The sequence below is a fragment of the Ancylomarina longa genome, assembly GCF_003996985.1.
In the GTDB taxonomy this organism is placed as follows: Bacteria; Bacteroidota; Bacteroidia; order Bacteroidales; family Marinifilaceae; genus Ancylomarina_A; species Ancylomarina_A longa.
Genome location: NZ_RJJX01000017.1, coordinates 18,350 through 32,007, shown reverse-complemented (window position 1 = coordinate 32,007; position 13,658 = coordinate 18,350). Strand labels below are relative to the sequence as shown.

Annotated in this window: 13 protein-coding genes; 5 read left to right on the top strand and 8 right to left on the bottom strand. The window is 37.5% G+C overall.

Going from position 1 to position 13,658, the window contains the following annotated elements; genetic code table 11:
• Positions 1 to 105: 105 nt before the first annotated feature.
• The 3 genes from DLK05_RS11845 to sfsA form a co-directional block, all read right to left on the bottom strand.
• Entirely contained in the window at positions 106 to 957 is an 852-nt protein-coding gene (locus DLK05_RS11845; protein WP_127344218.1) for a patatin-like phospholipase family protein, read from the bottom strand.
• 11 nt (positions 958 to 968) lie between these two features.
• Positions 969 to 1,700 carry a lysophospholipid acyltransferase family protein gene (locus tag DLK05_RS11840; protein WP_127344217.1) on the bottom strand — a complete coding sequence of 244 codons (732 nt, stop codon included), beginning with the start codon at positions 1,698 to 1,700 and terminating at the stop codon, positions 969 to 971.
• Between the two features lie 857 nt (positions 1,701 to 2,557).
• Entirely contained in the window at positions 2,558 to 3,256 is a 699-nt protein-coding gene (sfsA, locus tag DLK05_RS11835) for a DNA/RNA nuclease SfsA (protein WP_127344216.1), read from the bottom strand.
• An 85-nt stretch (positions 3,257 to 3,341) separates the two neighbouring features.
• Here sfsA and DLK05_RS11830 point away from each other — a divergent pair, with 85 nt between their 5' ends.
• The gene (locus DLK05_RS11830) at positions 3,342 to 4,571 is read left to right on the top strand and encodes a hypothetical protein (protein WP_127344215.1); all 1,230 of its coding nucleotides are present in this window, start codon (positions 3,342 to 3,344) and stop codon (positions 4,569 to 4,571) included.
• A gap of 69 nt (positions 4,572 to 4,640) precedes the next feature.
• On the opposite strand, the gene DLK05_RS11825 is transcribed toward DLK05_RS11830, so the two are convergent.
• The 3 genes from DLK05_RS11825 to DLK05_RS11815 form a co-directional block, all read right to left on the bottom strand.
• Positions 4,641 to 5,936 (bottom strand): spondin domain-containing protein, encoded by a 1,296-nt coding sequence (locus DLK05_RS11825; protein WP_127344214.1) that lies wholly within the window; start codon positions 5,934 to 5,936, stop codon positions 4,641 to 4,643.
• 100 nt (positions 5,937 to 6,036) lie between these two features.
• Positions 6,037 to 6,705 carry a Crp/Fnr family transcriptional regulator gene (locus DLK05_RS11820; RefSeq protein WP_127344213.1) on the bottom strand — a complete coding sequence of 223 codons (669 nt, stop codon included), beginning with the start codon at positions 6,703 to 6,705 and terminating at the stop codon, positions 6,037 to 6,039.
• 202 nt (positions 6,706 to 6,907) lie between these two features.
• Positions 6,908 to 7,396 (bottom strand): superoxide dismutase [Ni], encoded by a 489-nt coding sequence (locus DLK05_RS11815; protein ID WP_127344212.1) that lies wholly within the window; start codon positions 7,394 to 7,396, stop codon positions 6,908 to 6,910.
• A gap of 185 nt (positions 7,397 to 7,581) precedes the next feature.
• Between DLK05_RS11815 and DLK05_RS11810 the strand changes: the two genes are divergently transcribed.
• Genes DLK05_RS11810 through DLK05_RS11800 form a run of 3 tightly spaced genes read left to right on the top strand, consistent with a single transcriptional unit; the run spans position 7,582 to position 10,152 of the window.
• Entirely contained in the window at positions 7,582 to 8,559 is a 978-nt protein-coding gene (locus tag DLK05_RS11810; RefSeq protein WP_127344211.1) for a transporter, read from the top strand.
• A 37-nt stretch (positions 8,560 to 8,596) separates the two neighbouring features.
• A complete protein-coding gene (locus DLK05_RS11805; RefSeq protein ID WP_127344210.1) occupies positions 8,597 to 9,736 on the top strand; it encodes a DUF3179 domain-containing (seleno)protein in 1,140 nt (379 codons plus the stop codon).
• 8 nt (positions 9,737 to 9,744) lie between these two features.
• The gene (locus DLK05_RS11800; RefSeq protein ID WP_127344209.1) at positions 9,745 to 10,152 is read left to right on the top strand and encodes a hypothetical protein; all 408 of its coding nucleotides are present in this window, start codon (positions 9,745 to 9,747) and stop codon (positions 10,150 to 10,152) included.
• A gap of 421 nt (positions 10,153 to 10,573) precedes the next feature.
• Here the strand turns inward: DLK05_RS11800 and fabG are convergent, their stop codons facing one another.
• Positions 10,574 to 11,320, bottom strand: a complete 747-nt coding sequence (gene fabG, locus DLK05_RS11795) for a 3-oxoacyl-[acyl-carrier-protein] reductase (protein ID WP_127344208.1) — start codon at positions 11,318 to 11,320, stop codon at positions 10,574 to 10,576.
• 231 nt (positions 11,321 to 11,551) lie between these two features.
• Positions 11,552 to 12,289, bottom strand: coding sequence for an SIR2 family NAD-dependent protein deacylase (locus tag DLK05_RS11790; RefSeq protein ID WP_127344207.1), 738 nt, complete (start codon positions 12,287 to 12,289; stop codon positions 11,552 to 11,554).
• A 257-nt stretch (positions 12,290 to 12,546) separates the two neighbouring features.
• On the opposite strand from DLK05_RS11790, the gene pstS reads away from it, so the two are divergent.
• Positions 12,547 to 13,617 carry a phosphate ABC transporter substrate-binding protein PstS gene (gene pstS, locus DLK05_RS11785; RefSeq protein WP_127344206.1) on the top strand — a complete coding sequence of 357 codons (1,071 nt, stop codon included), beginning with the start codon at positions 12,547 to 12,549 and terminating at the stop codon, positions 13,615 to 13,617.
• The last annotated feature ends 41 nt before the right edge of the window (positions 13,618 to 13,658 follow it).

Sequence of the window (13,658 nt, the reverse complement as noted above, 5' to 3'; positions counted from 1 at the left end):
CTTTTAGATAATTATTAACTTTTTACACACAATCGTTTTATGCCGGGTTATCTTATTCCTTGATAAGACAACAAATGATGAAAATGGTTTAAAAGAATTTGAAATTTAAATTGAATTCCATTCAAAAATAGCTTTATCGCCACTTTCAACTCCCAAATGATAATCATCCATTAATGTTTGAAAATCTTTTGTGAAACGTTTTGTTCGAAAGGTATTTGGCGGGCAAACATCTACTATTTTAATGTTTTTGGGAGGATTTTGAATAAAATCAATACTGGAATTGTACACCTCAGGGCGGTTTTGAATTGCTTTAGATAAACCAGGATGATTTCGAAATAGAAAACGTGATAGTTTATTTTCCATTCCCTGCTTCATCCTATAGTCCTTGGATCTGGAGCGAATTACCATAATTTTTAAGGCTCCTTTTTCAACAGCTCTATTAATGGGAATAGGAGCAGATACTCCACCATCCGATACTGTCTGCCCATCAATTTTCAAATAATTCCGATAGAATAATGGCACTGTACAACTTGCCTTCATCACATGACTTAAATTCTCTGCATTAGGTCTAATGAATCTGGAGGAGCCATTTATATTCAAGCTCACCCCAATCTCAAAATCAACAGAGTTTGCAAATAGAATATTCGTGTTAATAGGAAGTTTCTTTGTTGTGATATCCCAAAGCCAATCCAAATCTAGTAAATGACCACCTGTAACAAATTTTCGCCAATTAATATATTCCGGATAAAGAGAGTATTTGGTGAAAACTTCTAAATTTCTCCCCTTTTGTCCTGCCAGAAATGCAGCAGCATTAATTGCTCCAGCAGATACACCAACGACAAAATCAAATGGTTGAAATCCGTCCTCTAAAAATCGATCTAGAACTCCTGCAGCAAAAATACCCCGCATAGCACCTCCTTCAACTACCAAAGCTGTTTTCACTGCTCTACAATTCATCTGTTGCTTTATTAATTTAACTTCTCGCGAATTTTTTCTTCGACCAAGGCTGTAATTTCAGTAGCTGTTCGTTCGCCAGGTTCTATTGGCTCCAAAATAGAATAAGATACCCGATCTCCAATATTCAATGGAAACCTGCCATTTTTTTCAATTTTATAATTTCCATCCACGACAAAAGGCACAATTAAAGCATGGGGAGCAGCTTTTAATAAGGCTTCAATTCCTCCGGATTTAAAAGGCCTCATTTTACCTGTTCTGCTTCGGGTACCTTCTGGAAAAATACAGGCTGCATAATTGTTTTTAGCAATTAACTGCCCGAGTTTATAAATTTCAGGAATAGCTTGTGCTCTATTTTTTCTATCGATTAATGCTGCCCCACTATGGCGAAGATTAAAGGATACACTTGGAATATTTTTAGCCAACTCAATTTTGGAAATAAACTTAGGATGATGCTTGCGAAAAAACCATGCTAAAGGGGGAATATCGTAGGTTCCCTGATGATTTGAAACAACAATTAATGGTCTATTGGTAGGTAAATTACGATTGCCATCATAGGTGGTTCGCACACCCAATATTCCTACCGATCGCATGAGAAAGAAATTCAAAACATCCACTGAAGTTTTATGCCCCTGATATCCGAATAGTTTTAAGCTAATAAACTGAATCGGATGAAAAATTATCAGAACCAGGAAAAACAAGAAATAAAATAATGCACTAAGTATATAGGATAAAATCTTTAACATTGATTTATTGTTTTTAAAATTCACCACAAAAGAACAAAAAAACAAATAGAGATAAAAAATGCCTGCAATAAATTTTCATCCAATATCAAATCCTGGCCTAAACATTATTCCACCAATATTGTTGAATTAAATTGGTGCTTCGCCCCAACCCGTCTTCATTTTTTGGCTTGATCTAGCTAGGAATTATATTATTAAAGACTCTATTTGATATCAAATTGTATTGCAGTTTTAAGATTGCCATACCTTACTTAGTGGTAATGTATCGTAAAAGCGGTCTTAAATATTGATTTTTATGTCCCCACAACTGCGAGAAGCCAAGTCACAATCCGGATGGGCATGCCACAACTGCGCGAAGCTATCCCAATATTGGGAAACAGTGCCCACATGTGCGTGGAAGCACCTCAATTGTAAAATGGCATCCCCACGACTGTTTGGGCTCAAGTCACGCTTGAAGTGAGGTCAGCAAGTCTGCGGGAAGCCAAGTCAATCGTGACTTAGACCTCCGCACGGCTGCGCAGCATAAAGAAATGTCGGGATGAGCTCCCGCATATGTGTTTGCTATCGCGCCACTGTTGACTTGAGCTCCCACGCATGCGCGGAGTGTCATCCCGATAGTGGCTTTAGCTTGCGCAGATGCGGGAAGTACCATTTTATGGGTGTTTCGGACTCAAACCAATTGGTCGGTTCTCTTTCTTTTGTTGACTTCTATTGCCGCACTATAGATAGGTGGTATGGAGATGCTACTATTAACTCCCACTTTTTTTTCAATGGTATCGGTGACTTTATTGTCCCTCCGCTAAGCTCAATGAAATTTTAACATAAATATTACTTGATTTTATTTCTTAATTCCAAATCCGTTAGGCATTTAAATCATAAGCCAATTTGTGCTCTAATTCTATTCCTTCTGGTGTAACATTTGCCCTCATTGGCATTATCTCTACACCACACTTCAATGCTTTTATTAGGGTTTTGGCATACTCAGGGTCGATATCAGCAGCAGATCCAAAGATATCCACATCTGATCGTTGAATGACATACACCATTACAGCCCTCATCCCGTTTTGTTTCACTCTCATTAAAGTCTCTAAATGCTTTTTTCCTCTTGCTGTAACTGCATCCGGAAAACGAGCATATCTACCCTCTTTCATACTCACATTTTTCACCTCTATAAAGCAATCCTCCTTTTCATTGGACGCAAACACATCAAAACGACTATCTTCAAAGGTAACTTCGCGCTTCACATTTAGGTATCCAGCCAATTCGGGTATCTGCTGATTTAAAACAGCTTCAAAAACCAACACATTAGGAATAGTCGTATTAACTCCAATCCAGGCATGGTTTATTTTAATCATTTCCCAAGTGAAGCGAGTCTTTCTCTTTGGATCATCAGCCGGACTTAAATAAACTTCGGCACCTTCCTCTATGCAAGATTTCATACTACCTGAATTGGTGCAATGTGCAACTACCACTTCCCCACTATCAAGCATTACATCTGCCAGGAAACGTTTATATCGCTTCACCAACTTACCATGAACAAGAGCTTTCTGAAATTTCATTTTATGATTTTTGATGCGGAAAATCAAAGGTAATTAGAATTCTTCTACTTTTGTTTCACGAATTGAATATCATACCAATCATCATATGCAACCTACATCTAGTCCAAATCTATTTTTCTACAATCCAACCTGTGAATTGGCTATCGCGAACAACACCGTTAGCTTTATGCCGAATAAGACTCTGGCTTTATTTGAAAAAGATTTAGATGTATTGCCGATGTATTTTGCGAATCAACAGGATATTGTGCTTGTACAGCAAATGCCTGATCCTTCATTTTTGTCAATTCTAGAAAGTGCAGGAATCAATTATCCCAGATTTCTTCTGATGACTGAAGCCTTACAAAATAAGAATTGTTTTAGCCAGGAAATAAACCAATTACATCCTTGGGGATGGAGTCCTCGTGTTCATTATCTTTTCAAGCAATTAAAGCAAAAATGCAGTGCCGATTTTTTAAGGCAAGAAAATGCACAATGGAAACCTGAGCACCGTAATTTATATAGCAGGAAAACTGCCTTGAAGGTTCTTTCCAAAATATTAAGCAGTGAGCAAGAACAAGGTTTTATCGAAAAAAAATATATCGCTCGTGTTTGCTATAATAGCTCGGAAGTAGAAAAATTATTGGAAGAATGGCCTCAGATGGTACTGAAAGCTCCCTGGAGTTCTTCAGGAAGAGGATTGCTGGTTTTAAGGCAATCGGAACTAAATAAATCCAACAAACAATGGATACAAGGCACAATTGCAGCACAGGGATATATAATGGCAGAGGCACTACTAGACAAAAAATATGATTTCTCGCTGCAGTTTTTCAGTAATGCAAAAAATGATTTGAGATATATTGGCCCATCTTTTTTTGAAACTAACTCCAACGGACAATACGTAGGAACTTTATTGGGTGTAATCCCTGATGAGATAAAGCAATATCTTCCCAAAAATGAAATAGAGAGACTAGCTAAGCAAGTTGGACAGGCTATAAAGCAAGTCGGAATAACGGATCATTATCATGGCTATTTGAGTGTTGACTGTATGCTATTCAAAGATAAATCCGGGGAAATAAGGATACAAGCTTGTGTGGAAATTAATCTAAGATATAACATGGGAATTTTGTGCCATTTTCTGGAAAAATATTTAGATCAGGATGCGAAAGGCATTTTCAAAACCTATTACAAACCAAAAACTACATTCGATGAATTCCATCGGGAAATGAGTAGCAAATATCCCTTACAAATGAAAAATGGCAAATTACTTCATGGCTATTTGCCATTGGTAAGTCCTTTTCAGGATAAGTCGTTCGGAGCCTACCTTATATTGGATTAAAGAATTGAGCTTAGCTAAAAATAATCCCGGGAATCAAATCTACCACCATTGACTCCCGAAACATTTATTCTAGTTTGAACTAATCGTTACCTTAATTAAATCGCCTACTGCCGGATAAGTAAAACTATCATTAACTAATCCCACATTTCCAGCCTCATCTACACCTGTATTGGCACTGACTTGTCGTGGAGCCTGATTATTTCCCGCACCCGGAAATTCATTTTGTTCGGTTCCTGCATCTCTCAACATCAACATTGCCGTTAAATCACCGCTAAGAGGCTGTCCGTTATTAAATAATGCAATTCCCATATCATCGAAGGAAACAAATAAATCGTTGGATTGAACTAACATACTGGCAATACTCAGGTAATCTCCTTCACTTGCCTCAAAGCTAAACTCATACATTCCTCCCGGGAATATTGGAGCTCCTGCACTTGCGCCAACAGGAACAGAAAAAACACCGTGTTCCACAACTCCGGTTAATCCCACCAATGAGTTATCCAGATCTGCGGGACTGCCATCCTCGGCTAAAGCTTCCAATCCATTGCCTGATTGCATTTCTCCATTAGTAAATAAAGGATTACCACTGGTGTGGATTGCAAATACTCCGGGTGCAAATGGAGAAACATAACCGCTATTGTCTGCCAAATAAGTTCCGGTATCCGAATTCGCACCATCCTCAGCCAATCCTTCTAATCCATTAGCCGCAGCCATATTTGAAGTGAAAATTGGCATGCCGGAGTTATGAACAACCCAAACACCAGGAGCCAAAGGAGTTTGAAAAGCATTTTGATCTGAGACGTTATTAAGGGTAAGCGTAAAAGTTGTACCACCATCATGGCTAATTACAACCTGAATTACATCAGCTGTAGCAGGATAGGTAAATCCATCCATAACGTCACTTAGCATTTTCACAGTCCCATTCTCAGCAGTACCAGTATTAGCAGCCAATTGTCTTGGCGCTTGATCAGAACCTACACCGGGTTCCTGATTTACTTCAGTACCAGCATCCCATAACATTACCTGATTGGTTACATCTCCACTTACTGCGTTGCCATTAGAATCGTATAAAGCCAAGCCAGAATCGGCAAAAGCATAGAATAAATCATTAGATTGAACAAACATAGCAGCAAAGGAAAGATGTGCTCCCTTTCCGGCATTAAAACTAAAGGAAACACCAGATCCGGGGCCAACCGCATCCGTCATTCCCGAAGCGAAGAAATCTTTGGCTTGCTGAACATTTTCTACACGAACCGTAAACATACCTTTTTTAGGAGTTGGGATCACATTCTCATCATCATCATCATTGTTGCAAGCTGATAGCAAAAATATACTTGCCACTGTAAATAATAGTAACTTTTTCATGTCTTACATTTTGTTGGTTAATCACTTTATTTCAAAAGTAAATAGCCGGAAGAACAATAAATGTAAGCCAGATCACATATAGCATATTATTTGAAAGAAATTAGAGATTCTCCAGTGATTTTATTCTAATTTCCTTTCTGCTATAATCTATAAGTTCTTCTTGTTTTAGTTCATTAAACAAACGAGTAACTGTTTCGCGTTTTGTGCCAATCAGATCGGCAAAATCTTTCTGGGTAAAAAAATAAGGTATTACAATTTCGGAGCCTACGGAAACACCATTTTCTTCAGCCATCTCCTTCAAAAAATCGCACAAGCGGGTTTTTACGTCCTTAAAGAGTAAGGATTCCAGTCGTCTTTCCATTTTTTTAATACGAAAGCCTATTAATTTGTAAATCGACAAGCCAAATTTTTCATTATCCCTCATTAACTGATGCATATCCGGTAACCTCATAGGGCATAATTCTGTTGGCTCGCTGCATGCCAAAGCATAATCGCCTCGCTTATCTTCCCCCAACAAGGCTTTTTCTCCAAATATCTCCCCCTTACCTAAAATAGCTTTCACAACCTCTTCTCCATCGCTATTATAGCTTACAATCTTAACCTTTCCCTTGCTCACCATAAAAATAGATTTTGAAGAATCCTCGGGAAAATAAATAAAATCTCCCTTTTTAAATCCCTCAAAATGATCCTTTTCAAAATCTCTAATCTTATGAGGACATAGGATATGAAATAAATTGACGTTTTCAAAACACCAGATTGAATCTCTCATTGTCTTATATCATTTTCTCGTGAATTTAGTAAATATCAACCGAAAAGGCATTCTCTTTTATGAATCCAGAATCAAATACGAAGTTCATTAAAATTGACAATCCTTATTCACAAAGCAGCTAATTATATGCTTAGAGCAAAAATATAGTAGTAAAAAAACCCTTTCCAATACAGAAAGGGTTATTAATTGCATTCCTTAAATTTTAGTGATGATGATGCCCGGAAGCTTCAAAATACAATTCGGAAAATTCCTGAAGTAAATGCTTTAATTTCTCAACATACTTTAAATCTGTAGTTTGTTTTGTTTTCATAGCATACACGCAAATTTCATGCAGTAAGCTGAGCATTTGCAGATTCTTTTTTTGTTTTACAGCGTCGTCAGTAAGCTTTACCCTTTGAAACATGAAATACTGCGTAGCTATTTGCTGTATTTTATTCGCATGTAATTCCTTGTTATTTATCCATCGAACCAATTGGTTATAATTGATGGATTCGGAAGCCGAGAGATTATTAATTTCATTCATGCTCTTTTCAATAGTAGCAATGTCCTCACTAATCATTACAATTCTTAACGAATCGGCATAAATTCCACAGGGAATTTCGCAATGCGCATAAGCTTTTTGCTGGTTTCCTATCACAATAGCAAAAAGTAATAAGGCAGCTAGCCCAACATTTTTAAGTAATTTTTTCATAACAATGTATCCATTAATAAAGGTTTAACTTTTATCTTATTTAAAATTAATCTATTTAAAGGTAAACACAAACTTAATTTCCGGACTCTCCGGATCCCCCAAAGTGGCAATTGTCGTAATAGCGACAGTTTTAACAGGATTGGGTTTGTAAATTGTACTTGAGCAAAAACTTATGAAATTCTACGATGAAAATATTTATAAAGACCTTTATTTTCCTGATAATAATAATTCCTTTGAGAGCATATCCTCAAGCTTGTTGTACCGGCGGTGCTCCTTTATCCAGCAGTCTCGGTGTGATATCTTACACCGGAGAGAACCTGGTGATTGATTTTTCCTATGATTTTAATACCATGAAGGATCTTTATGCAGGTAATTCTCAATTAAATGATAAGCAAAGAGAAAGATCAACCAACAGTACCATTCTGCGGTTTACTTATGCCTTAAATAATAAATGGGCAATTACTACTGTGCTACCATACGTTTGGCAGGAGCAAACGGTACGATCCAATGTTGGTAAAACCGTTCAATCCAGCAGTGGAATTGGAGATATCGTTCTGCTCGGACAATATGCTATTCTGCAAAACAAAAAAAATCTGGTGCTATTAGCCATGGGACCCAAATTCCCTACAGGTAGTACTTCCAAAACGGATAATGAATTTGGATTACTACTACCTCCCGATTTACAACCAGGGACAGGTTCCTGGGATGGTATTGGAGCAGTTTCCTATTCCAGATTTGGCATTTTTCGTCCTACTCTAAGTTTATATACTCTATTTAGCTACCGATATAGTTTTCAGGTTGGTCGTTACGATGGGCAGCAAGAATACCGGTTTGGAAACGAAATGGTGATTAATATCGGCCTCACAGACAGTTTCCTGCTAAAAAAATGGATTCTCAACCCTAGCTTACAATTTAAATACAGAAATACCCAAAAAGATGAAAACAACGGAAGCAGCTTTCCTAATACAGGTGGCTCCTGGATGTATTTAGTTCCTAGTCTGGACATAGAGCTTTCGCCAAAAATATACTTGCACTCTAATTTCGAAATACCTATTCATACAGATGTTGTAGGTACGCAATTAGTAACCTCATTTAAAGGAAACATAGGAATTAACTATACGCTCAATTTTAAAAAAAATAAAGCTTACAAAATAAAAGACTAAGACAATAGATAATTATAACAATTAAAACAGATACAAAATGAACTCGATATTTAAAAACCTAATATTAGGACTGCTGATTTTCGGATTCGCTTGCAGCAGTTCATCGAATGAAGTATTTACCGATACTCCTCCTCCAAAAGACACGCCTAAAAATCCGCCATCCTTTCAGATTGCAGTTGTCTCAGACAGTTTTGAAGGGGAAGATTTTGTTGTGGCCGGTAGCGAAGGATGGAATTTCATGGTAGCTTATAAAACAATGGCAAATGGTAAAACCTTCCATTTCGAAGCCGTAAAAGGAGCCCTTCCTATAATCATGAAAGATGATGAAGGAAGCAATTACAATATCTTTGGACTAGCAGTTGACGGAGTGAATGAAGGAACTCAATTAACTCCAATGAACGCTTTTATGGGATATTGGTTCTCCTGGGGAGCATTTTACCCCGGATTAGAAATATACGAGAGTAGCATTCCTCTTCAAAATACAGGAAGTAGTGTGCAAGGAAGCAATGGATGGTTAGTACCCCGAGATCAGGTGATTGTTGGAGCACTTAGAGATGCAATTCCTGCAATCGACGATCCTCAATTTACCAGCCCCAAAGATGAAGGTTTGGTTGCCAATTTAAAAGATGATGCTCTGGTTATTGGTGTTTTGTTGGAAGACGAAGCACGAGCCTATCCTCATTTTATTATGAATTGGCATGAAATCGTAAACGATAAAATTGGCAATACCTCTTTTTCTGTGGTATTCTGCCCTCTAACGGGAACTGCAACCGTATGGAACCGAGTAATCAATAATCAGGAAACTACATTTGGCGTATCGGGATTTTTATACAATAGCAATGTAGTTCCTTATGACCGAAACACAAATTCAAATTGGAGCCAGATGTTGCAACTAAGTGTTCAGGGACAACTCCAGACTACCCCATCACAAAATCTCTTTGTATTAGAAACCTCTGTTGAAACCTGGAAGGCAATTACGACAGGTTCCAAAATTTTATCAACCAATACAGGCTACAACAGAGAATATAGAATAAATCCATACGGTAATTACCCTACCAATTCTGCGGTGAACTTCCCTGTTAATTTCACAGATACAAGGTTGCACCCCAAAGAGCGTGTGCTGGGAGTACTGGTAAACGGAAAAGCCAAGGCTTATCGATTTGCTTCTTTTAAATAGATTGATTTATGTTGAGAAGAAAAAGAAACTGGAAACGTCTGTTAATTGGGGGAGCTGTGGCAAGCGGACTATTAACAATTCTTCTGTATGGATTCGTAATTGTCGATAAATTAGCTCAAGGGCTGGCAATTCCATGGACTGTGGTGCGGCAAAATGTGCTAATGGTAGACTGGACGTGCCTGTTTTTAGCTTCGTTTGCCACAGCAATCTTAATAGGTACCAAAATTTCGCGTATAAATGGATTAAAAGGACTGCTAAGTGGTTTTTCTATCGGATCGCTCCTACTGATCGGGGATATTTTATTAGCTGGAAATATAGATGGTGCAGTCTACTATCTATTTTGCTATATGCTGTGGGGACTTTGCTTTGGCTTGATAGTAAGACAGAGAACACACATCATCATCAGACAATTCTAATTTTGTCGCCAGGAGCTTGATTATTAAAAAAATAGTGCCCGCTCATTTTTTTGTTTGGAGCCTACTCGCTGGAGATTACAGCATGGTTTTTTCGTTTGGAGGCTATCCGCTGGAAATTAGAACATCGTTTTTTTGTTTGATGACCATCCGCTGGAAATTAGAACACCGTTTTTTTGTTTGAAGGCTATCCGCTGGAAATTAGAACACCGTTTTTTTGTTTGGAAGCTATCCGCTGGAGATTAGAACATCATTTTTTTGTTTGGCGACCATCCGCTGGAGATTATAGCATCGTTTTTTAATTGCCTGTTTCGTGGAAATCCTTCATTACGTTCCTCCTTTTCAGGATGACAATAGCTCTCCATTTCGTTAAATCAAAAAAACCACCCCGAAGGATGGCTTTGTAAACTTGTATAATATTTTCTTACATATTCATACCACCACAAACATGAATGGTTTGTCCGGTAACATAAGCTGATAAATCACAACCTAAATAAACGCAAGTCTTCGCAATATCTTCAGGAGTACCACCTCTTCTTAAAGGAATTTTGCTTTCCCACTCTTTGCGAACGTCTTCAGGAAGTTTACCAGTCATCTCGGTAATGATGAATCCAGGAGCAATAGCATTCGAACGAATACCTCTTGAACCTAATTCCTTAGCTACTGATTTGGTAAATCCAATGATACCTGCTTTAGACGCAGAATAATTAGCCTGACCAGCATTACCACTAACTCCAACAACTGAACTCATATTAATAATAGAGCCACTACGTTGCTTCAACATTGTTCTTTGTACAGCTTTGGTGAAGTTAAATACCGATTTTAAATTTACATTTATAACGGCATCCCATTGCTCTTCAGTCATACGCATTAATAAAGTATCCTTAGTGATACCAGCGTTATTTACCAAAATATCAACAGCTCCAAATTCTTTTACAATCTCGTTAACTACCTTATCAGTATCTGCGAAATTGCTAGCGTCGGAAGCATAAGCTTTCACTTTCACACCATAAGAAGCAATTTCTTTCTCGGTTTCAATTGCTACTTCGTTATAAAATAAATCAGTAAAAGCAATATTAGCACCTTGCTTTGCAAATTCAATTGCAACCGCTTTACCAATACCTCTTGAGGCACCTGTAATAATCGCCGTTTTTCCTTCTAATAACTTCATGAAATTCTATTTTGATTAAAATATTTTTGATTTTTCCCGGTTCAACCAGGTCTGTTTTCAGGATAGGTGTAACTTTCCTATCCCGTAAATCGCCAACAAATATAAAATAATTTCATCTATAATACTTTTTTAATTTTGATACAGAAACCTCGCCCCCAATAAACACGCTTAAAAAACAAACAGCAACAACAAATGCAAAAGCCATGCAATCAAAAAAATAAGTTACAATTCTTACATTATCGATTGCTCTAACTCCTTTAATATATTGCTTGCTTTTCCTTGAAGAAAAATATCCGTAATCTCATTGGTATAATTCGAAACTTCAGTATTGATTTCGATAATAATAGCTCCATATTGTTTGGCTTCTCGTGGAATCATTGCCGCAGGCATTACCTCGCCTGTAGTACCAATAATTAATACTACATCCGCATTTTTAGCTTCCAAAATAGAACGCTGGTAAGCTTTCTCCGGAATACCTTCTCCAAAAAACACAAAATCGGGCTTTAATACACTCCTGTCGTGCGGACACAAAGGAGGCAAAACCTTCAAATCGAAATCTGAAGGTAGAAATTGTTGATGGCAAGCTTCGCAAATCAGTTTCTGTGAATTCCCATGAAACTCAATCACATTCTTGCTGCCAGCCTCCTGATGCAGATTATCTATATTTTGAGTAATCAAGGCTTTTAAAATTCCCTCGTGCTCCCAATTCGCCAATACCTGATGTGCCGGATTATATTGAGCTGTTCCAAAAAAATCATAAAAGATAGATTTTATAGCTATCCAAGCTTTTTGGGGATGAGCATGAAAAAAATCCAAATCCAAACATTGCGGATCATATTTGCTCCATAAGCCATTTTCCCCACGAAAGGGAGGTATACCACTTTCAACCGATATACCAGCTCCGGTAAAGGCAATTAAATGTCTGGCTGTTTTGATTTTATCTGCTGCTGCTTGTAAATTCTTATCCATGATATCAAATAAATATTTCGACACTAAATTAAAAACACTGTACGCCAACAAAAATTCTAAAGCTTGATTTTCTGAATATTACGAGATGTAACGATTTGTTAACATTCCTGTAACATTCCTGTAATATTGTGTTTATATCATTGTAGTACAAAAAAGAGGATAAGTAAAGACCTCTGATATAAATGGAAATTATTCTATTGACTTTTAAAAATAAATAAAATCCTCAAACAATCATTTTTAAATTAAAATCTGGAAAAATGAAAAAATTACAATTGCTTTTTACCGCCATCATTGCTGTTGCCTTAATGGTAAGTTGTGGAAACGCAGGCAAGAAAAAAACTGAAAGCAACGCAAAAGCAAAAACCATTACTGGCGCCGGAGCTACTTTCCCGCAGCCATTCTACAATAAAATATTCAAAACCTATACAAAAGAACAATCTTTGCTGGTTACTTACGGTGGTATCGGCTCTGGCGGTGGAATTCGTAGTTTAAAAGATAAAATTGTTGACTTTGGTGCAAGTGATGCTTTCCTGAGTGATAAGAAGCTAGCTGATATGCCTGGCGAAGTACTTCATATTCCTACTTGTTTGGGTGCTGTTGTTGCTGCTTATAATCTACCGGGAAAACCAGCTCTAAAATTTACACCTGAATTAATGGAAGGTGTATTTATGGGAAAAATTACCAATTGGAATGATCCTAAGATTGCAGCTGTTAATCCGGGTGTTAATTTACCAGACTTGGCAATTACTGTAGTCTATCGTTCTGATGGTAGTGGTACTACTTTTATTTTCAGTGATTATATGAGTAAGGTTAGTACAAAATGGGCAGCAAAAATTGGTGCCGGTAAAGCTTTACAATGGCCTGTGGGAATAGGTGCTAAAGGAAATCCTGGTGTAGCCGGAACCATTAGCCAAACCAAAGGAGCTATTGGATATATCGGTTCTGAGTATGCTTTCGCTCAAGGTATCCCGGTTGCCAGTATTCAAAATCAGGCAGGAAACTTTATCCTTCCATCACTTGAATCGGTAAGTGCTTCGGCAAAAGGAGAAATGCCTGCCGACACAAGGGTTAGTCTTACGAACACTACAGCTGCCGAAGGTTATCCTATCTCAAGTTTCACTTGGCTGATCATCTATAAAGAACAAAACTATAACAACAGAAGTTTAGATCAAGCCACTCAAACAGTTAAACTTATCAACTGGATTGTTAGCGAAGCTACTCAAAAAGAAACTACAAAAGTAAATTATGCTCCACTTCCAAAGGCTGCTGTTGCAAAAGCGAAAGCCGTTCTTGCCAAAGTAACCTATAAGGGAAAAGCATTGAAATAATAAACCGACTTAATTGTTTAAACGAGCTTGTTTTTACAACA